The 20,414-nt window shown below is 33.9% G+C and carries 21 protein-coding genes; 12 read left to right on the top strand and 9 right to left on the bottom strand.

The window, feature by feature from the left end:
• Positions 1-221: 221 nt before the first annotated feature.
• From JVV30_RS12320 to JVV30_RS12310, 3 genes are read right to left on the bottom strand one after another with little or no spacing between them, the layout of a single operon-like run.
• On the bottom strand, positions 222-2,051 hold the full coding sequence (locus JVV30_RS12320) for a heavy metal translocating P-type ATPase (protein ID WP_031903879.1): 1,830 nt from the start codon (positions 2,049-2,051) through the stop codon (positions 222-224).
• A gap of 56 nt (positions 2,052-2,107) precedes the next feature.
• Positions 2,108-2,365, bottom strand: coding sequence for an IS3 family transposase (locus JVV30_RS12315; protein ID WP_049949289.1), 258 nt, complete (start codon positions 2,363-2,365; stop codon positions 2,108-2,110).
• A 31-nt stretch (positions 2,366-2,396) separates the two neighbouring features.
• Entirely contained in the window at positions 2,397-2,756 is a 360-nt protein-coding gene (locus tag JVV30_RS12310) for a transposase (protein WP_224728017.1), read from the bottom strand.
• Between the two features lie 5 nt (positions 2,757-2,761).
• Here JVV30_RS12310 and JVV30_RS12305 point away from each other — a divergent pair, with 5 nt between their 5' ends.
• Complete coding sequence (locus JVV30_RS12305; RefSeq protein ID WP_150527355.1) at positions 2,762-3,007, top strand: hypothetical protein; 246 nt, start codon at positions 2,762-2,764, stop codon at positions 3,005-3,007.
• Between the two features lie 571 nt (positions 3,008-3,578).
• Here JVV30_RS12305 and JVV30_RS12300 read toward each other — a convergent pair.
• The gene (locus JVV30_RS12300; protein ID WP_031903878.1) at positions 3,579-4,046 is read right to left on the bottom strand and encodes a helix-turn-helix transcriptional regulator; all 468 of its coding nucleotides are present in this window, start codon (positions 4,044-4,046) and stop codon (positions 3,579-3,581) included.
• 348 nt (positions 4,047-4,394) lie between these two features.
• On the opposite strand from JVV30_RS12300, the gene JVV30_RS12295 reads away from it, so the two are divergent.
• From JVV30_RS12295 to JVV30_RS12270, 6 genes are all read left to right on the top strand, one after another.
• Positions 4,395-6,248: a heavy metal translocating P-type ATPase gene (locus JVV30_RS12295; protein ID WP_204194315.1), complete on the top strand. Its 1,854-nt coding sequence runs from the start codon at positions 4,395-4,397 to the stop codon at positions 6,246-6,248.
• Positions 6,249-6,440: 192 nt separating this feature from the next.
• A complete protein-coding gene (locus JVV30_RS12290) occupies positions 6,441-6,674 on the top strand; it encodes a heavy-metal-associated domain-containing protein (RefSeq protein ID WP_031797730.1) in 234 nt (77 codons plus the stop codon).
• Positions 6,675-6,721: 47 nt separating this feature from the next.
• Entirely contained in the window at positions 6,722-7,021 is a 300-nt protein-coding gene (locus JVV30_RS12285; RefSeq protein WP_026907429.1) for a hypothetical protein, read from the top strand.
• 65 nt (positions 7,022-7,086) lie between these two features.
• Positions 7,087-7,320, top strand: coding sequence for a heavy-metal-associated domain-containing protein (locus JVV30_RS12280; protein ID WP_031797729.1), 234 nt, complete (start codon positions 7,087-7,089; stop codon positions 7,318-7,320).
• Positions 7,321-7,384: 64 nt separating this feature from the next.
• Positions 7,385-8,092 (top strand): Crp/Fnr family transcriptional regulator, encoded by a 708-nt coding sequence (locus JVV30_RS12275; protein WP_031797728.1) that lies wholly within the window; start codon positions 7,385-7,387, stop codon positions 8,090-8,092.
• 429 nt (positions 8,093-8,521) lie between these two features.
• Positions 8,522-9,796: an ISL3 family transposase gene (locus JVV30_RS12270; RefSeq protein ID WP_031903877.1), complete on the top strand. Its 1,275-nt coding sequence runs from the start codon at positions 8,522-8,524 to the stop codon at positions 9,794-9,796.
• A 418-nt stretch (positions 9,797-10,214) separates the two neighbouring features.
• Here JVV30_RS12270 and JVV30_RS12265 read toward each other — a convergent pair whose 3' ends face one another.
• The 3 genes from JVV30_RS12265 to JVV30_RS12255 form a co-directional block, all read right to left on the bottom strand.
• Positions 10,215-11,429 carry a 3-hydroxyacyl-CoA dehydrogenase gene (locus JVV30_RS12265; RefSeq protein WP_311558069.1) on the bottom strand — a complete coding sequence of 405 codons (1,215 nt, stop codon included), beginning with the start codon at positions 11,427-11,429 and terminating at the stop codon, positions 10,215-10,217.
• A gap of 427 nt (positions 11,430-11,856) precedes the next feature.
• Positions 11,857-12,402, bottom strand: a complete 546-nt coding sequence (locus tag JVV30_RS12260) for a YdhK family protein (RefSeq protein ID WP_000592150.1) — start codon at positions 12,400-12,402, stop codon at positions 11,857-11,859.
• A gap of 17 nt (positions 12,403-12,419) precedes the next feature.
• Entirely contained in the window at positions 12,420-14,480 is a 2,061-nt protein-coding gene (locus JVV30_RS12255) for a heavy metal translocating P-type ATPase (RefSeq protein ID WP_016931281.1), read from the bottom strand.
• Between the two features lie 268 nt (positions 14,481-14,748).
• Between JVV30_RS12255 and JVV30_RS12250 the strand changes: the two genes are divergently transcribed.
• The 3 genes from JVV30_RS12250 to arsC are packed head-to-tail and all read left to right on the top strand — an operon-like array spanning position 14,749 to position 16,767.
• Positions 14,749-15,066: an ArsR/SmtB family transcription factor gene (locus tag JVV30_RS12250; protein ID WP_011274435.1), complete on the top strand. Its 318-nt coding sequence runs from the start codon at positions 14,749-14,751 to the stop codon at positions 15,064-15,066.
• On the top strand, positions 15,063-16,355 hold the full coding sequence (arsB, locus tag JVV30_RS12245; RefSeq protein ID WP_188294662.1) for an arsenite efflux transporter membrane subunit ArsB: 1,293 nt from the start codon (positions 15,063-15,065) through the stop codon (positions 16,353-16,355). Before JVV30_RS12250 ends, arsB begins: the two co-directional genes overlap by 4 nt.
• 16 nt (positions 16,356-16,371) lie before the next feature.
• On the top strand, positions 16,372-16,767 hold the full coding sequence (arsC, locus tag JVV30_RS12240) for an arsenate reductase (thioredoxin) (RefSeq protein WP_031919618.1): 396 nt from the start codon (positions 16,372-16,374) through the stop codon (positions 16,765-16,767).
• 61 nt (positions 16,768-16,828) lie between these two features.
• Here arsC and JVV30_RS12235 read toward each other — a convergent pair whose 3' ends face one another.
• Together JVV30_RS12235 and cstR are read right to left on the bottom strand one after the other, a co-directional pair.
• On the bottom strand, positions 16,829-17,587 hold the full coding sequence (locus tag JVV30_RS12235; protein ID WP_031919617.1) for a sulfite exporter TauE/SafE family protein: 759 nt from the start codon (positions 17,585-17,587) through the stop codon (positions 16,829-16,831).
• The gene (cstR, locus tag JVV30_RS12230; RefSeq protein ID WP_031919616.1) at positions 17,584-17,844 is read right to left on the bottom strand and encodes a persulfide-sensing transcriptional repressor CstR; all 261 of its coding nucleotides are present in this window, start codon (positions 17,842-17,844) and stop codon (positions 17,584-17,586) included. The genes JVV30_RS12235 and cstR overlap by 4 nt, the downstream gene beginning before the upstream one ends.
• Positions 17,845-17,983: 139 nt before the next feature.
• On the opposite strand from cstR, the gene JVV30_RS12225 reads away from it, so the two are divergent.
• Positions 17,984-19,054 carry a DsrE/DsrF/DrsH-like family protein gene (locus JVV30_RS12225; protein WP_204194314.1) on the top strand — a complete coding sequence of 357 codons (1,071 nt, stop codon included), beginning with the start codon at positions 17,984-17,986 and terminating at the stop codon, positions 19,052-19,054.
• A gap of 18 nt (positions 19,055-19,072) precedes the next feature.
• Positions 19,073-20,401 carry a persulfide dioxygenase-sulfurtransferase CstB gene (gene cstB, locus JVV30_RS12220; protein WP_149809646.1) on the top strand — a complete coding sequence of 443 codons (1,329 nt, stop codon included), beginning with the start codon at positions 19,073-19,075 and terminating at the stop codon, positions 20,399-20,401.
• Positions 20,402-20,414: the final 13 nt, after the last annotated feature.

Raw genomic sequence — 20,414 nt, 5'->3', positions numbered from 1 at the left:
AACATTATGTCCCGGACTCTTATTTTATGTCTCATTTAATTTCCTTAGTATGCAGTCCCTCCGTCGTCTACTGCAAGACCTGTCCATTAACGAAACTCGATTCGTCTGAGCCTAGGAAAACTGATTCTTCTGCTGCTCTCAGGCTGTTTTCCGAACCGTCTGCAGCGAGCAATATTGATTTATACAAGGTGTATTCCTCTTTACAGTAGATAAATATACTATTATTTCGCTCTTAATAGTCTTAATCCGTTTAGGATAACGAGTATCGTTGATCCTTCGTGGAAGAGCACTGCTGTTGGTAGATTTAGGAGTCCGAATATATTTAATAATACAAGTATAACAATCACACTAATAGAGAAGATAATATTTGCTAAAATAATGCGATTGAGTCGATTACTTAACATGAAACTATAGAATAGTTTTTGTAAGTTGTTTTTAACGATTACGACGTCTGATGATTCCATCGCAACGGATGATCCGCTTCCCATTGCAATACCGATATCAGCGTTTGCCAGTGCGGGTGCGTCGTTGATTCCATCTCCAATCATCCCGACAATCTTACTCTTCTTCTGACTTTCATTTACAAAGCGTACTTTGTCCTCAGGGAGACATGATGCGGTGTAGTCTGTGATGCCCACTTCTCCAGCAACTTTTTCTGCAACAGTTTCATTATCTCCTGTTAAGAGTACGACTTCAATGTCAGAGTTCTGGAAGTTTTCAACGGCATGTACTGCTTCATCACGGACTTGGTCTGCCAGCGAGAAGTATCCAGTAATTTGTCCACTCTCTCCGACAAAGATATTCGTATTTCCAGCAATGATTTGATCTCTGTAGTTCGATGGGTCTGTGTAGTCTTTAAATGCATCGGGTTTACCGACGATGATATCGCCTTTCTTCATTCCGCTGCCGACGATTTCTTCTACCGGTTCACTGTCATCGACACTATCTAAATCTAAAGTTTTAAACTTCTTCACAATCGCTTCTGCGATCGGGTGACTCGAGTGTTGTTCAATCGTTACCACTTCTTTTAATGTATCTTCATCAGCTGCGTATTCTTCAACGACGAAGTCACCGTATGTGAGTGTTCCTGTCTTATCACTATATAGAATGTCCATCGTGCTCAGTGCCTCCATCGCGGCACCGCCTTTAAACAGAATACCGTTTTTCGCACCGTTACTAATCGCACTCAGTGTCGCTGGTGTTGCCGATGCAACGAGCGCACACGGGCTTGCTACTGTCAGCATGACCATTCCACGGTAGAATGATTCTTCAAATCCTAAATTATTAAAGAAGTAAAGGATAGCGATAAACACCGGTACCCCGATTAAAACAGAGATTACATATTTCGATTCAATTCGATCGATGGTTTTCGATAGTTTCGATGGTCTTTGCTGTGCTTCTTCAACCATACGCACGATATTCGAGAAGATCGTATCATCACTCGTTTTCGTTACAGTTAATCTAAACGAGTTGCCATCGTTTACCGTACCGGCAAAAACTTCTTCATCCTTTTCTTTTACAACCGGAACAGATTCCCCTGTCAGCGCTGCTTCGTTAACCGATACTTGACGGTCTGCCTGTCCATCGATTGGGATTTGTTCCCCTTTAGCAACAAGGACGATATCGCCTTGGATCAGTTCTTCTGTAGGAATTTCCGTAATTTCTCCATCAGCCCCGATTCTACTTGCTGTTGAAGGAAGGTGGGACATCAGTTCAGAAATGGCTTTTGTGGATTTACTAGTCGCGTAGTTCTCAAGCACTTCAGCACCCGCAAAGATTAGAAGTAACAGTGCACCCTCTGACTCATAATTGATGATGACCGCACCAATAGCAGCAAGAATCATCAGTAAGTCAACGTTTGGTGAACGTTCTCTAATCGTCTCGATGACCGCATTCTTGGATGCATAGAAACCGAGAAAGAAAATTGCGATGTAAAACGCAATGGAACTGTAGATACCCTCTACCGGCATCAATGCAAATCCGAGGATTATAAAGATAATCCCTGCAACGAGAAACTGCCCCTGCCTGTTTGTAAATAAGTAGTTGAACAAGATAAAAATCCTTCCGTTTTGATTTTTTTAAGGCTGTCTGAAAAATAAAAATCTTCTTACATATTATATCGTATATAGCGTTTTGATTTAATACCTAATTCATTCATTATCTTACTGACTGTTCTTTGTGTGACCGTACATCCTTTGCTTCTTAGTACTTGTGTAATTTTAGGACTACCATAACGTTTTTGACTTTGAATATAAATTTGATAAATATGTTTTTTCAATACATCATGTCTAATTGTACGTTTACTTGGTTTACGATTCTTCCAACCATAATAGCCACTTTTTGAAACACCTAACACTTCACACATCTTTATAACACGAAATTCATGTCGGTGTTCTTCAATAAACCTGTATATTACTTCTGGTCTTTGGCAAAGATGTGCATAGAGCCTTTTTTAATATCTTATTTTCTTCTTCTAGCTCTTTTAATCTTTTTTGTAGATCAACTTCAGACTGTTTCTTAGGGGTACGTCTACCACTACCAACAAATCCTTTTTCACCTTCTTTACGATAAACACTTAGCCATTTGGTTAATGTTTGAATAGGGATGTCTAAATCTCTTGAAACTTCTGTTGCTTTTCTACCAGATTCTACTAACTGAATTGCTTCCATTTTAAAGCTATGATCATATTTTCTTTTAGACATAACGAACACTCCTGTAAATTGATTACTTTCATTATAGCTTAATTTATTATCAATTTACTGTGTCCGTTATTCAGTCTAGCATCATTGATATTAAGCCAATCCTACCGTTCCCTAAAAAACAGGACATTCAAAACCAAGACATCTTTATTACTAACAGAACTAATACTAACAGTTCTAATATTAATAGTTTTAATATTAACAGTCATTCATTCTATCAAGAGCAAGAAAATCTAAATACAGTAGATGAAAATCATCTGGAAGAAAAAGAACTTGATATAAAAGAGATTGAAAGACTGAATGATTGAAAGAGATAAAATAAACTCTATAACTTGTTATATGCCTTCTTGTTTGGCTTTGTTTGTTGTGTAGGTATATTTATATATTTAGATAATCAGAAGCTCTTAGAAACGATTTAAATGCTTCATAAAGTTAACCCCCACTATTAAGCTAATAAATCTTTCCTGTTGGCTTTATGGTGGTGTCAAAACAACAGTAGGGCGTTAGATTTCTATTCAGGACTATCTTTCCTATACTCATTTAACACTTCTAGAACTTTCATAAGTTTATCTTCTAGCTGATCTACATTTCTAATATCTATTTTATTTACTTCTAAAATCTTTTCATCTAGCTTGTCAGAAAAGCCTACCAGATGATCGTATTCAAAAAATGTTGGGTGGAAGGTTTGTATATATCTTTCATAAAAAGGTACATATCCTTGTGCTAATTCTGTTTCATTTGCTAAGTCAATCAGTAGTCTTAACTGGATAATTGTTCTCTAAAGGAACTATATTGCTAAAGTTCTTTTAGTGAACAATTAGAATTTTCATCTCAATTTTTAACAAGAATTGTTGCTTTTTTTCATCAATAACTGACCAATTAAGCTTCATGATAAAGAGTGAAGGCAAAGTAAAGAGCTATTGTTACAAGAGTTACTGAAAAGAGAAATTCTGACCGAATACTTGCAATGAAATAAATAAATAAAGCGATAAAAGCAGGTTTAACAATATAGGCTGAAAATTTTGATGATCGATGCTTTTCATAGAAGGTAAATAAAATGCGTAAGGGTAGATATGATAAACCGAGTAACAAAGTAAAAAGAATATCTTTAAATTGTATTTTTTTATTCATTGATTTTGCTCCTTCCGATTGACTGACCATCTCATTTTCGAAGAAGTCAGCAACTAATGCTTTCTCTAACAATTTCAAACTAATTAAATCCGGTGTACTTTTTCTCAATTCCCATTTAGAAATCGTTTGTCGCGTAACAAACACCTTTTCAGCTAGATCTTGTTGAGTTAAATTCAATTCATTTCTTTTAGTTTTTATTTTCGAACCAATATCCATAGCTAACTCCTCTCTGACTTATAATCTATTATTTTTCGGTTCTTTTACAAAGCAACGTTCGCGCAACGCCTTTAATAACAGTAGAAATAGCTAAAAAACGAGTAAAGGTTGATATTAAGCCAATCCTACCGTGTAGTAAAAAACAGGACACTCAAAACCAAGACATCTTTATTGTATGTTCGATAATATATAAGAGTTATTCAGTAAAACAGTTAGATTTGTTTTGCTGTTCTTTTATAATTTTTCACTTTTACAATAGAACTTGATACTAATCAATTTTTATTTTATAGAAACATCCTATACTAGAGTCATCAACAAGGAATACAAATGAAATTGGAGGGAATCAACATGCAAAGATATATATTAAGTAAAAAGAATTCCATTACACTGGTCAGTGCAATTTTGATTGCACTTGCATTCTTCGGACGATTTTCCTTAGACAACATGGCCATTTTCAATTGGTCGCTCATCATTGCATCCATTCTTGGTGTGGCGCCGATTGCAATCCAAGCCTATCAGGCATTAAAAGTAAAAGTTGTCAGTATTGATGTTTTAGTTACCATTGCAGTTATTGGGGCAGTATTGATTCAAAATTATGAGGAATCAGCCATCGTTACTTTCTTATTCTTATTTGGTTCATACTTGGAGCAACGTACCTTGAACAAAACACGTTCTGCCATTAAAGAATTAACAGAGCTGGCACCAGAAAGTGCTTTAAAGCAAATGGAAAACGGAGAATTTGAAGAAGTAGATGTCAATGATGTAGACGAAGGTGATATTTTATTAGTTAAAACGGGTGCAAAAGTTCCGGTAGATGGAACAGTGTTAACTGGTGAAGGTCACATTAATGAAGCAAGTATTACTGGAGAATCTTTACCTGTAAGTAAAAAGGTTGATTCTGAAGTATTTGCAGGATCTATCTTAGAAAATGGAACGATCCAAATTCGAGCTGATCGCGTTGGAGAAGATACAACATTTGGTAGAATTATCGAATTAGTGGAAGAGGCACAGGATTCCAAATCAGAAGCAGAACGTTTCATTGACCGATTCTCTAAATATTATACACCAGCTGTGTTAGTCCTTGGTTTTATTGTTTGGTTTTTCTCAAAAGATATTGAACTAGCTATCACGATTCTTGTTTTAGGATGTCCAGGTGCATTAGTTATCGGGGTTCCTGTATCCAACGTTGCCGGTATCGGAAACGGTGCACGTAATGGTGTCCTCTTAAAAGGTAGTGAAGTTATCAATGACTTTAGCAGAGTAGATACTATCGTTTTTGATAAAACAGGAACATTGACAGTAGGAAACCCTGAAGTTGCCGAAAAAGAATTTTACGGAAAAAATACTGAAGAGGTTCTAGGATATTTAGCAAGTGTGGAGCGTGAATCGGACCACCCACTAGCGAAAGCTGTCCTACAGGATATTGGCGAGACAACTTTCTCTACTGTTGAAGAAACCGAAGTCGTTAAAGGTGGCGGAATTGTAGCAAAAATAGGTGTTCATCGTATAGCCGTTGGTAACGTAGCATTAATGGAAAAGGAAAATGTGAAATTAAGCGAAAAAGCTAAAAAAGACGTCGAACGCTTTGAGAAAAATGGGAATTCTCTTGTGTTAACTACGGTCGACGGAGAATTAAACGTTCTGATGGGTATTCGGGATCAAATCCGTCCAGGTGTTAAAAAAGATCTTCAAAAACTGAAAAAACTAGGGGTCAAAAACCTTGTCGTTCTTTCTGGGGACAACCAAGGAACCGTAGATTTAGTTGCTCGAGAACTTGGGTTAACAGAAGCACACGGTCATATGCTTCCAGAAGGAAAATCTGCTTATATCGAAAAAATGCAAGCAGAAGGCAGGATCATTGCCTTTGTCGGTGACGGAGTGAATGATAGTCCTTCATTAGCCTTAGCAGATATCGGAATCGCCATGGGAAGTGGAACAGATGTTGCAATTGAAACATCAGATGTTGTTTTAATGAATTCTGACTTTAGTCGTTTACCACACGCATTAGGCTTAACAAAATCAACTTCAAGAAACATGAAACAGAACATCGCCATAGCAGTTGGTGTGGTATTAATCTTACTTGCTAGCCTACTATTTAGTGAATGGATGAATATGTCAATCGGGATGTTGGTTCACGAAGCAAGTATCTTAGTAGTCATCTTGAATGGTATGAGATTGCTTCGATACCGTTTGAGAGGATAAATTTAATAGAAAGCGGTCTTGACGAATGATAAAGGGGAAGTATTCAGGTAGGAAGAACAAAATACTCCCCTACTTTTTCTTGAAACTTGATTTGCGTCAATTTCATTTCGTTGAACCTCAGCTATACTTAAATTGTAAAGAAGAAGAGGGAAAACAAAAAAGTCAAAGATAAGATGAAAGGAGAAATAATTCATGCAAAAAGCAGTTATTCAATTAGAAACATTATCTTGTCCATCTTGTATGCAAAAGATTGAAAATGCGGTGAAAGGATTAAATGGGATTAATCAAGATAGCTTAAAAGTATTATTCAATGCCAGTAAAGTAAAAGTAGATTTTGATTCAGAAACGATCACCGTTAACGATATCAAAAAGGCAATTGAAGACTTAGGATATCCCGTTGTTAAATCAAAAGTAAAATCTGCCTAAGACAAACACACATAACAAAAATTATATATAGAAAGAGGGAAATAATAATGTCTGAACAAACATTTAACGAAGTAATAACAAACCATTTTGAAAAACTGGATTTATACACCACTGCAATTACACGGGCCCATGGTAAGAATCACCCAGAAGCCTTTGAAGTACGTGAATTGTTTGAAACAATTAGTGGAAAAGTAAAAGACGCAGGTACGAACAAACCTGACTTAGATGCTGAATTTGCTCAATTACGAAAAATCACAGACAACTACACCATTCCTGGAGATGTATGTGAAACGTATGCAGGCACATTCGAGATGTTATCAGAAGTAGATAAAGCATATCAGGCTTAAAGTAACTCAAAAACAAAAGAATAGATTGGTTTACGGTCGTTAAAAAATGAAGGGGGAAATGATTTATGCAAAAAGCAACGATTCAATTAGAAACCTTATCTTGCCCATCTTGTATGCAAAAGATTGAAAATGCGGTGAAAGGAATAAACGGTGTGAATCAAGATAGCTTGAAAGTAATGTTCAATGCAAGTAAAGTAAAAGTAGATTTTGATTCAGAAGCAGTCGCTATTAACGATATCGAAAAGGCAATTGAAGACTTAGGATATCCTGTTGTCAAATCAAAGGTAAAACCTGCTTAATCGAGTGAATAGAAAGGAAGCCTAAGATGCCCTCTTAGGCTTTTTATAAAAAGGAGAGGTTATTTTGGAACAAAACCAATGTTGTCATCACCAACATGGACATGCAGAATGTATTCGTATTGTTCCTATTTTTAACCATTTGAAAGACTCACAAATGGATTTGATTGCGGAATCTGCCAAGACACTTCATCTACAAAAAGGGGAAATGTTATTCCGTGCAGATGAGGAAGATGATACCTTATATATTATCAATTCGGGTAAGGCTCGGATTTATCGCTTATCGGATTCTGGAAAAGAACAACTTGTTCGCATTTTAAATCCCGGTGATTTTACAGGTGAAGTCGCTATTTTCCAACCTGGAAGTATTCATGAGAACTATGCGGAAGCACTACAAAATACATCCATTTGTTTAATTAAACGAGAGGATTTACAAGAGTATTTGGTGAAATATCCGCAGATCTCATTAAAAATACTGTCAGAAGTAACTATGCGTTTGAAGGATTCTGAAAAACAAACCACACAAGTAGCGATTGAAAATGTAGAAACCCGCATTATATCCTTTTTAGCTGAGAATGTTGAAAAGGGAAGTGGCAATAGTCCAACGATTATCTTACCAATGTCCAAAAAGGATTTAGCCTCGTATCTTGGTACCACACCAGAAACAATCAGCCGTAAATTTACTAATCTAGAAGAACTTGGATTGATCAAACGGTTACCGAAAAAGAAAATTAAAATAATGGATTTAGATCAATTGTTACTTCATACTGAATGAATATAAGAGGGTAGCGTGCCATTATCTAACGGGTTAAGTTTAATAGTACAAAACATAAAATAACAAACCTTTTAGCAATCCAATTAGCATATAAAATGGATTGCTAATTTTTGTTGGTTTAACAATGTCTATCTACAAAAAAGAAAGAAAAATGGCTCCTTATTTGACACTTATTTTACCAAGATGACATAATTTTGTGTCAACTTCATTATTTATTGCATTATCTAATCTTTTCACTCCTTGAATTTTTACAATAGACATTATTCATCACTTTCTTTTCTATATTGGTTCTTCATCTTTTGTGGTGGGATGGCATGAAATGCTATCCCGCCTTTTATGTTTTTAATCATTTTAGATACAAAAAAAGCGCTCATGCCTCTATAATTTTAAGTGACCAAACAAAAAATCGAGAGGAGACATGATGCGCCTATGTGTAATGATATATTAAAACTACTAAAAATTAAAGATGAAAATATTCAAGTTATGAAGGTGGAGGAAGATGTAGAAGTGCGTGGTCAGCTTTCTACAGTTGTTTATGGAACCCTTTCTTATAAACCTGAAGCTTGTATGAAGTGTGGTTGTGTCAATGACGGGCAAATACATAAGCACGGTAAACGTGTTTCGCGTTTGACGTTGTTAAAATCTCAAGAGTCTAATGTTTATCTTAACTTAGCGAAAGAACGCTTTAAATGTTTACACTGTTCAAAGACTTTCACGGCTCAAACAAGCATTGTTGATAGTCACTGTTTTATTACGAATCGCGTGAAGTTAGCGATTCCACATAGACTCACTCGTGTACAATCCGAACTAGACATTGCCAATGATTGTAGTGTTTCACCGAGTACAGTTAAAAGATGTCTTCATAAACTTTCACAATCACTGACAGTCAAACCTTCATCAGGCTTACCCAGACATATCTCCATAGATGAGTTTAAAAGCGTTAAGAACGTGACAACGGCGATGAGTTTTCTGTTTGTAAATAATGAAACGAATCAGATTATCGATATTTTAGAAGATAGACGCATTCATAAGCTCAAAGAATATTTCTATCGCTTTGACCGACGTGAAAGAATAGCTGTTAGAACTGTAACAGCGGATATGTATGAGCCATATATTAACTTCGTTCATGAAGTATTCCCAAATGCGATTTTAATCTTTGATCGTTTTCATATCGTTCAGCACCTTAACCGTGAACTTAATAAGCAACGTATTTCTGTTATGAATGCTTATCGTTATAAATCTTCAACCGATTACACGAAACTGAAAAAACACTGGAGACTCTTCCTTTCCGACAGACAAGATATTAATAGCTATGAATACTTCTGGTCAAAGTCTTTCAAAACATACACAACCTCAAGAGATATTCTAGGGTATCTATTAAATCTTGATCAACAGCTCTATGACACATATATGTTAGTCCACCAACTTCGAGAAGCATTGAAACAATGTGATTGGTTACGTTTCAAAGAAATACTGCGAGGTGTCGAAAAGAAACAGGTATCGCGTGGTGTTTGGCGTGTGATTCGATTCTATAAGAAATACGAGTATGTCCTTTACGCAACAATCCAGCACCCTATGTTTAACAATGGAGCGATTGAAGGTATCAATAATAAAATTAAGCTAATTAAACGTGTATCGTATGGTTATCGAAACTTTAATAACTTTAAAGCCAGAATACTTATTATTTTCAAGTTGTATCAATGACGTAAAAAGCATGGTTTATTAATAAATGACGTCGCATAAATATTACGTAGTAATCGCTACTTAACATGTCACAAACACTCATATAACTATATGGCGTAACAATCATTTCTAATGCGAGACGCCTAAGGCAACAAGCCGAACTGAAAATCCATTTTGGCTTCCATTGTTTAACAAAGCCAAAATTAGTTAAAGTGAGGCGCCTTGGCAAGCGAGCATTAAAGAAATGATAGTACTCAAAAAGCGCACAATTAATAATTAACTGTACGCTTAAATGAATGTAGTGATTACTACGTGTTATGATTAAGTTAAATATAAAATTAGTTACTTTTAATTATCTGCCCACCACAAAAGATGAACATCCTAAAAAAGCGCGCCCATCTATTTGAAGATGAGCGCGCTTAATTTGATTCACACATTTTTAAGAATAAAATGTTTTGCCACGACGTGATTCTAAAAATTTCATCACGTCTTGATCAATGTTGTTGTCGTATTTTTCATGAATTTCAATGACTTTATCAATACCTATCGCATCCATCATTTCGAATGGTCCAATAGGTGAACGTGAGTTAATATGCCAAGTTGTATCAATGACATCGTATTCTGCAATTTCGTTAACGTATAAATCTTCAGCGGCTTTGAATAAAGACAATAACAGTTTAGATAACACGCCATTGTTGTCATTCGCGACGGCTTGTTGTAAATGTTCGTCAGATGGTTTTTCGCCTACAGGAATGTCCCAAGTTTCATATTCAGGGTTTGGATATGTGTAGAATCCTTTACCTGTTGCTTTACCAAGTTCACCATTTTGGATTTTGACGTTATTTTTGTCAACGTACACTTTTTTCCAAGGTGTGCCGTCTTTTTCATATTCTGCTTGTACGATAGCAGTATTTGTATTTAAACCAACGACGTCAATCGCACCGAATGGACCCACGTTCATACGTATAGCGTTCATCCAAATTTTATCAATTTCTTGTGGTGTTTCTTCTTCATTCGCATACATTTCTTCAGCCACGTGGAAGAATGGCACAAGAAGTGAGTTTTGAACGTAACCTGCATGTTCTTTTTTAATTGACACTGGGTGTAAGCCCATTGCTCCTGCATATTCAACAACTTCATCAAATACAGCACGATCTGTGTCTTTAGTCGCCATAATTTCGCCGACATTATTTAACCAAATTTCGTTCGCAAAGTGTAACGCTAAGAAACGATCTGTACGTCCTGTTGCATCTTTAAAATCACTTGGTAATAATGTTGAGGAGTTTGTTGCGAAAATTGTTTTTTCTGGCGCAACTTCTCCAAGTTCTTTATAAAATGATTGTTTTATTGATAATTTTTCAGGAATGGCTTCAATCACTAAGTCCGCATCTGCGACAATTTCTTTTAAATTTGTTGAAGTTTGGATGCTTTTAACGGTTGCTTTTAATTTGTCTTCTGGCGCATCTAAATCTTTAATATAACGCGGTACTAATTTTTCTAAACGGTCTTTTGCCGCTTCAAGCCCTTTTTTATTCACATCATAAATTGAAACGTTAAAACCTGAATACGCAGCCTGAAAAGCGATTTGGCTACCTAATACACCGCCACCAGCGACAACTACATTTTTAATATTCATCTCTACACTACCCTTCAGAAATAATTTTAGTAAATACCTTTATTATGACATCTAAAAATTAACAAAATCATGAGGTGTTATTTTTATGGGGTGTCACAATTTATTCACAACATAAGTATAATTAATATACCTTTGAAAATCAAAAGAAGAGATTTCCACTCGCAACTGTCTAATTTGGAAAACTCTTCTTATTTCGTGGCATTGTTTAAACTTATATAGTAGATATGCGCTTAGTAAAACCTTGTAATCACTAAATCACTAATATTTAAACGACTGTCATCATTTAATAAGGTAATAAACAGTTTTTTGATAAATGTTATTCTTCTAAAATTCTTTTTAATTTACACACTAAAAAATATCATCCTTAACAATAATAAGTTATTTAAATTATTGATTAAGGAGGATATTTTTATATCTATTTATTTCTCAATTTAGAACTAGATTTTTATCGTGCTTTCAACTCATTTCCTGTCATCCATTTATGATTTTTAATGATTTTACCATTATCTTTGGATTTGTAATCAACTACGTAAACAGTAGTCTTTTTCACGTTATCTATATTGGCTGTAGCACCTTTCATACCAGACATATGACTTGCTTCTAATTTAACAGTATCGCCCTTGCTAAATCCATCTTTAGGTGCATCTTTAATCTCTTCGTTTACGACCCATTTATGATTGTTTACTTTTTCATTTCCATTTGTGGGTTTATAACTTACAACATAGGCATATGTCTTATACGCACCTTTTACAGTAGCTTCTGCACCTTTCATACCTGGCATATGCCCTGCTGTAATCGTTACTTTATCTCCCACTTTAAATTCACCCTCATTAGTCGATTTCATATCTTCTGGAACTTTACTTTCATCATTATGCTTCATATGGCTCTCACTTTTTTGGTCATTAGTGTCTTTATCTTTTTCATCATTATTGGAGCAAGCTGATAATATTAGTAATGATCCTAATATCATAAAAAATAATTTTTTAATCATAATAAAACTCCTATCTTTTATTTTAATTTTAATGTAAAGGCATTAATTGCAACAATAACCGTACTTAGTGACATTAAAATAGCACCTATTGCAGGTGATAAAATCAAGCCGATAAATGCTAAAATACCAGCTGCTAAAGGTACAGCAACAATATTATAACCTGCACCCCACCATAAGTTTTGCACCATTTTTCTCATAGTATTATTTGAAAGGGTCAAGAAATGAATAATATCTGATGGATTACTTTTAACAAGTATGATATCACCTGAATCCACTGCAACATCTGTGCCTGCACCAATTGCTATACCAATATCGGCTCTTATAAGACTCGGCGCATCGTTGATACCGTCTCCGACCATCATGACTTTATTACCGTCACTTTGATAATCTTTTATAATGCTTTCCTTATCTTCTGGCATGAGTTGTGCGTGGACATCACTAATACCTAATTCTTTTGCGACAGCGTGTGCCACTTCATTATTGTCACCTGTAAGCATGACTGGTGTAATATTTCTTGATAGTAAATCAGCTACCATTTGTTTTGAGCTTTCTTTAATTTGATCTCCTTGAGCAATCATGCCAATGACTTGTTGATCCTCAATTAAATAGCTGATTGAATTACCTTGTTGAGCTAATTTAGTAAATAAGTCATCGTCATAATTAAGTTTATGTTTATCAAGATAAGAGACATTTGTTATTTTATATGTTTTATTATCAATTAGACCTTCTAATCCGACACCTGGAATATTATTAACGTCTTGTGGATTAGTAAATGAAACATTTTTACTTTTCGCAAAATCAACAATACTTATAGCTAATGGGTGATTAGATTGACTTTCTAATGAGGCGAAAAGGCTTAATATTGTATCATTACTCAAATCATTTTTAAAGCTCTCATAATGATTCACAGAAAAGTTACCCTCAGTTAAAGTACCAGTTTTATCCATCATTACATAATCGATATGTTGAGCTATTTCTACAGACTCTCTATTTTTAATAATTAAACCATTATGTGCACCAATTGAAGTAGAACGTGCAGTGACTAAAGGTATTGCCAAGCCTAAAGCATGTGGACAAGCAATGACTAACACAGTTACAAGACGTTCTAATGCAAAATCAACATCATTTTGAATGAGCATCCAGACAATAAAAGAAATCACGCCAACACTTACAGCAAAGTAAAATAAATAACCCGCTACTTTATCAGATAACAATTCAGCACTAGATTTATCATTTTGTGCTTGATTAACAAGTCCCATAACTTGAGAAAGATATCCATCTTCTCCCACAGCTGTAACCTTGACTTGTATTGTTCCAGACCCATTAATAGAACCCCCGATGACGTTGTCATTTTGATTTTTTTGTACTTTTTTAGATTCTCCAGTGACTAGGGATTCATCTATAGATGTTTGTCCTTGAACGATAATACCATCTGTCGGAATGCTTTCTCCGGCTTTTACTTCGACGATATCATCAGTCATGATGTCTGATATTTTAACTTCTTCGCGTTGGCCATTATCCATAACTTTAATAGCACTATTAGGTAACAGTTCTGCCATTTTCTTTAAAGCATCTCCAGCATTTCCGACAGCATTCATTTCTATCCAATGTCCTAATAGCATAATTAAAATCAAGGTTGCTAATTCCCAAAAAAAGTCCATTGTATGACCAGTTGCACTACTAAAGTTATTCATATAAAAAGCATACAAGCTATAAATATAAGCTACTGAAATACCTAGGGCAACTAAGGTCATCATGCCTGGTTTTTTTGTAGCAATTTCATCTTTACCACCAGACAAGAACGGTTTACCACCATAAAAGAATAAAATTGTACTTAATATTAACACTACCCATTCAGAACCTGGAAATGTGAATTGAAAAGGTAAGTTAACACCCATCATTGGCGATAAAAGAATGATAGGTATTGCAAAAATTAATGAAACAAAAAACTTAACTTTAAAATTTCCATGATGATGTGCATGGCCACTATGATGATGTGAGGCATGGTTATCATGATGCATGTGATTGGAATGATTCATGTGATTTTGATGATTATGCTCTTCACCATTATTATTCAAATTAACCCCTCCTATTTATGAAAATATTATATTAGCTATACTTATACTATAACACATACCCCCTAGGGGTATAAATATTTTCGATTTATCTCCATTTATGGATTTATTTATATCATTCCGAAAATGATGTCTCCACGTCCTACATTAGACCTTGTCATCGATGTTTAAAACAAGGTTTTAATTAAATGTATTATTGCAAAAAGTATTATCTATATAGATATTTGTCTATATAGATGATAATCTATAATAAAGGAGGGATGACATCCATATGTCTTATAAGGAACTATCATTACAATTAAAAATTTTATCGGATCCAAGTCGATTAGAAATATTAGACTTATTATCTTGCGGTGAATTATGTGCTTGTGATTTATTAGCGTATTTTCAATTTTCACAACCTACATTAAGTCATCATATGAAAATTCTAGTAGATAATGAATTAGTATCTACACGAAAAGACGGTACTAAGCGCATGTACCGACTTAATCATAAGTCCTTAGATTCAATCAACAATGAATTAACTTATATTAGCTCTCCTACTCAACAATGTATGTGTAAAAAGATAAAGACAGGTGAATGTACATAATGACTATTCTAGCGATTATTATTTTTCTTTTAACTCTCATGTTTGTTATTTGGCAACCTAAGGGGTTAGATATTGGTATTACAGCATTGTTTGGTGCTATCATTGCTATTATTACAGGTGTTGTTAGTCTTTCAGATGTTGTTGAAGTTACAGGGATAGTTTGGAATGCTACGTTAACCTTTGTCGCTGTTATACTCATTTCATTAATTTTAGATGAAATTGGATTTTTCGAATGGGCAGCTATACATATGGTTAGAGCTTCAAATGGTCATGGATTTAAAATGTTTGTTTACATTATGTTGTTAGGCGCTATTGTAGCAGCTTTCTTTGCGAACGATGGAGCTGCATTAATTCTCACTCCAATCGTGCTAGCTATGGTAAGAAATCTAGGGTTTAATCAAAAAGTCATTTTTCCTTTTATCATTGCAAGTGGATTCATTGCAGATACTACGTCTCTTCCACTAATTGTAAGTAATTTGGTTAATATCGTTTCTGCTGACTACTTCCATATTGGATTTATTGAATATGTAAGCCGCATGATCATTCCCAATCTATTCTCTTTACTTGCAAGTATCGTTGTATTATGGCTATATTTCAGAAAAGTTATTCCTAACCATTTTGAAATTAAAAATCTTAAAGCACCTAATCAAGCCATTAAAGATCCAAAATTATTCAAGTTTTCATGGATTGTTTTATCAATCTTACTCATCGGTTATATAGTTAGTGAATTTATTCAAATTCCAGTATCGTTAATTGCTTGTTTGATTGCGTTTATATTTACTGTATTGGCCTATAAATCGAGAGTAGTAAATACAAAACAAGTTATCAAAGGTGCACCATGGAATATTGTGCTCTTTTCTATAGGAATGTATTTAGTTGTATTTGGTCTGAAAAATGTAGGTATTACTGCACTATTAGCTAATATTCTATCAAGCATATCAAACTATGGATTGTTTAGTAGTGTTATAGGTATGGGCTTTATATCCGCATTCCTTTCAGCCATTATGAATAATATGCCTACCGTATTAATTGATGCAATTGCTATTGGACAATCTGCAACTACCGGTTTAATCAAAGAAGGCATGATTTATGCTAATATCATTGGCGCAGATTTAGGACCTAAAATCACACCTATCGGCTCCTTAGCAACATTACTATGGCTACATGTTTTAACACAAAAAGGAGTAAAAATTTCGTGGGGCACATATTTTAAAACGGGTATTGTTATTACGATTCCTGTTCTGTTTATTACATTAGTTGGTTTGTACGTTACACTTATTATATTTTAAAAAAGAGGTGTCAATGATGACAAAGAAAATAATTTATTTTATATGTACAGGTAATTCATGCCGTAGCCAAATGGCTGAAGGCTGGGGTAAAAAAATCTTAGGTGATGAATGGCAAGTATATTCTGGAGGTATTGAGGCACACGGTGTCAATCCGAAAGCAATCGAAGCTATGAAAGAAGTTGGAATTGATATATCAAACCATACTTCTAATTTAATTGACAACAATATACTAAACCAATCCGATTTAGTAGTAACTCTATGTAGTGATGCTGATCAAAACTGTCCTATATTGCCGCCTAATGTAAAAAAGGAACATTGGGGATTTGATGATCCTGCAGGAAAACCTTGGTCAGAATTTCAACGTGTTAGAGATGAAATCAAAACCTCCATTGAATCATTTAAAGCTAGATAAACTTCAAGCGTCTCAATATGATTGAGACGCTTTTTAATAGATTTTCTATCATATAATGTTCTTAAAAAATCAACTTAATGATTGCAAAGACGATTAAAACACTTACAATCACTTTTTGAATAGAATCAGGTATTTTTTGCCCTATTTTCATACCTAGAGGCGTAAATAGTATACTACCTAAAATTAACGGTATTGCACTATTGATAGGAATATAACCCTGTAATAATTTAATAATAAATGCTCCAATAGAAGAAATAAATGCAATTACAATACTATTTGTAACAACCATATTCATTGGTAATTTAAATATAACAAGTAGTACTGGAATAATAATAAATGCTCCACCAGCTCCTACAATACCAGATACCAAACCGATGATACTACCTATTGTAATTAAAAGTACGCGATTAAACTTAATATGACTAGTAGATGGTGTGATTTTAATAAACATTAGAATAAGAGCTAACAAAGCAATGATTATATAAATTACATTAACAAAATGACTATTAAATACAGTTGCTAATAATGCACCTAGAATACTACCTATTACCATTCCACTTCCCATATTAAGTATAAGCGTTCTAGAAAAATTTTTATTTTTATATGCTTTTAAAGATCCACTCAATGTACTAAAAAACACCTGACTTGAAGTTAATCCTGAAGCAATATAAGCACTATAAGTAGGTAAACCAAATAAAGGTGGTAATAATAAGAGAGCAGGGTAAATAACAATGGCTCCTCCTATACCAACTAATCCAGAAATAAATCCTCCTAAGATACCAATAGCTAACATTACTATAATTGCTGTTACACTTATCATTTACTTTTTATTAATAATTCAACTGCTTCATTAATTAGTGCCTGAGAATCTTCACTATTTTCTTCAGACATTTTGACACATTCTACTAAGTTCTCACTAATGATAATACCCATTAAACGTTGAATAGAACTTTTAGATGCACTTAATTGACTAATGACATCTTTACAACTTTTTTCTTCCTCCATCATTTTAATCACACCATTAAGCTGTCCTTGTATGCGATGAATACGATTAATCATCTTTTTATTATATTCCAATATATTTTACTCCAAATTAATTTTTTAATAATTACATCATATTGATTAAATTTTATTTTGTCAAATACCCCCATAGGTATTTGACAAACTATCTAATTCATTATAATATACCCCTACAGGTATTTAAAAGGAGGCTATTATGTCACAATATAAAACGAAACACATTAATGATTTCACTAAAAAAGAATTACAAGAATTGGGTTCTAATGGTCAATTAATTGACGTTCGACAGCCTGAAGAATTTGAATTAGGACACGTTAAAAATGCTTTATTACATTCAGTTGAAAACATAGAAAATTTTAAACACGATCGCAATAAAACTTACTATATTTATTGCAAAAGTGGTAATAGAAGTAGAAAAGCAAGTCAATTTCTTACACAACGTGGATACGATGTGGTGAATTTAGATGGAGGTTATATCGCATACGAACAACAACATAATAATGAATCATTTAAATTAAAAAAAGATAAAGAAATTCAAATCAAAGATAATCGTAAGATGTTCAATTATAGTAATCTACAATGTCCAGGACCTATTGTTAATATTAGTAAAGAAATCAAAAACATCGCTATTGGTGATCAAATAGAAGTTGTTGTGACTGATCATGGATTTTTAAATGATATTAAAAGCTGGATCAAACAAACTGGACATACACTTGTTAGACTCAATGATTCTGGTAATGAAATTCGCGCTATTATTCAAAAAGAAGAAAATAAAAATATAGAAGTGACACACACGAAAAATGGAACAACGATTGTTTTATTTAGCGGTGAGCTAGATAAAGCAGTTGCAGCAATGATTATTGCTAATGGTGCTAAAGCCGCAGGTAGAGATGTAACCATTTTTTGCACATTTTGGGGCTTAAATGCACTTAAAAAAATTCAAAATCAACGCATTAAGAAAAAAGGTATTGCAAAACTTTTTGACTTCATGCTTCCAAATTCACCAATTAACATGCCTATTTCAAAAATGAATATGTTTGGTTTAGGAAATTTAATGATGCGTTATGTCATGAAAAAGAAAAATGTCGATGATTTACCTTCTCTTATCAATCAAGCAGTTGAACAAGGTGTTAAACTTATTGCTTGTACAATGAGCATGGATGTTATGGGCATTACAAAAGAAGAACTACGTGATGATGTAGAATACGGTGGCGTAGGTGCATATATTGGATATACAGAACAAGCTAATCACAATTTATTTATATAATTAAAAAGGAATGATATTATGTTTTTTAAACAATTTTATGATAAATATTTATCTCAAGCATCTTATTTAATCGGTTGTCAAAAAACTGGAGAAGCCATGATTATTGATCCTATTCGTGACTTATCTTCATATATTCGAGTTGCCGATGAAGAGGGTTTAACCATTACTCATGCAGCTGAAACACATATACATGCAGATTTTGCTTCAGGAATTAGAGATGTTGCTATAAAGTTAAATGCTAATATTTATGTATCAGTTGAAAGTGATGACACATTAGGTTATAAAAATATGCCTAACCACACTCATTTTGTTCAACATAATGACGATATTTATGTAGGAAATATAAAATTAAAAGTGCTTCATACACCTGGTCACACGCCAGAAAGTATAAGTTTTTTACTTACTGACGAAGGTGCTGGAGCACAAGTTCCAATGGGACTATTCAGTGGTGATTTTATTTTTGTAGGAGATATCGGTAGACCTGATTTACTAGAAAAAGCGGTTAAAGTAGAAGGATCATCTGAAATAGGCGCAAAACAAATGTTTAAATCGATTGAAAGTATTAAAGACTTGCCAGACTACATTCAAATTTGGCCTGGTCATGGCGCTGGTAGTCCTTGTGGTAAATCTTTAGGTGCTATTCCAACATCTACGCTTGGCTATGAAAAACAAACAAACTGGGCTTTTTCTGAAAATAATGAAGCTACCTTTATCGATAAACTCATTTCTGACCAACCTGCACCACCACATCATTTTGCACAAATGAAAAAAATTAATCAATTCGGTATGAATTTATATCAACCTTATACAGTTTATCCAGCTACAAGTACAAACAGATTAACTTTTGATCTCCGCAGTAAAGAGGCTTATCATGGGGGACATATTGAAGGTACAATCAATATTCCATATGATAAAAATTTCATCAATCAAATTGGCTGGTATCTAAACTATGATCAAGAAATTAACTTGATTGGAGACTATTACCTTGTTTCAAAAGCAACACATACTTTACAACTTATTGGATATGATAATGTGTCTGGATACCAGTTACCACATTCTCAAATTCAAACACAATCTGTTCATAGTAAAGACATAACTGGTAATGAAGCACATGTCTTAGATGTACGTAATGATAATGAATGGAATAATGGCCACTTATCTCAAGCGGTTCATGTACCACACGGCAAACTTTTAGACACAGATTTACCTTTCAATAAAAATGATGATATTTATGTACACTGTCAATCTGGCATTAGAAGTTCTATAGCTATTGGTATTTTAGAACACAAAGGTTATCACAACATTATTAATGTAAATGAAGGTTACAAAGATATACACCTTTCTTAATATTTATACTAAT

This window comes from Staphylococcus sp. GDY8P47P (assembly GCF_016892225.1).
GTDB lineage: Bacteria > Bacillota > Bacilli > Staphylococcales > Staphylococcaceae > Staphylococcus > Staphylococcus borealis.
Note: the sequence above shows the minus strand (reverse complement) of the source record. Positions and strands in the feature narration are given on the sequence as shown.

Excerpts from the sequence above, each read along its gene's own strand:
- JVV30_RS12315 (WP_049949289.1), bottom strand. The coding sequence starts at position 2,365 with ATGTGTGAAGTGTTAGGTGTTTCAAAAAGTGGCTATTATGGTTGGAAG.
- JVV30_RS12300 (WP_031903878.1), bottom strand. The coding sequence starts at position 4,046 with ATGGATATTGGTTCGAAAATAAAAACTAAAAGAAATGAATTGAATTTA.
- JVV30_RS12295 (WP_204194315.1), top strand. The coding sequence starts at position 4,395 with ATGCAAAGATATATATTAAGTAAAAAGAATTCCATTACACTGGTCAGT.
- JVV30_RS12290 (WP_031797730.1), top strand. The coding sequence starts at position 6,441 with ATGCAAAAAGCAGTTATTCAATTAGAAACATTATCTTGTCCATCTTGT.
- JVV30_RS12285 (WP_026907429.1), top strand. The coding sequence starts at position 6,722 with ATGTCTGAACAAACATTTAACGAAGTAATAACAAACCATTTTGAAAAA.
- JVV30_RS12280 (WP_031797729.1), top strand. The coding sequence starts at position 7,087 with ATGCAAAAAGCAACGATTCAATTAGAAACCTTATCTTGCCCATCTTGT.
- JVV30_RS12270 (WP_031903877.1), top strand. The coding sequence starts at position 8,522 with ATGTGTAATGATATATTAAAACTACTAAAAATTAAAGATGAAAATATT.
- JVV30_RS12260 (WP_000592150.1), bottom strand. The coding sequence starts at position 12,402 with ATGATTAAAAAATTATTTTTTATGATATTAGGATCATTACTAATATTA.
- JVV30_RS12250 (WP_011274435.1), top strand. The coding sequence starts at position 14,749 with ATGTCTTATAAGGAACTATCATTACAATTAAAAATTTTATCGGATCCA.
- arsC (WP_031919618.1), top strand. The coding sequence starts at position 16,372 with ATGACAAAGAAAATAATTTATTTTATATGTACAGGTAATTCATGCCGT.
- JVV30_RS12235 (WP_031919617.1), bottom strand. The coding sequence starts at position 17,587 with ATGATAAGTGTAACAGCAATTATAGTAATGTTAGCTATTGGTATCTTA.
- JVV30_RS12225 (WP_204194314.1), top strand. The coding sequence starts at position 17,984 with ATGTCACAATATAAAACGAAACACATTAATGATTTCACTAAAAAAGAA.
- cstB (WP_149809646.1), top strand. The coding sequence starts at position 19,073 with ATGTTTTTTAAACAATTTTATGATAAATATTTATCTCAAGCATCTTAT.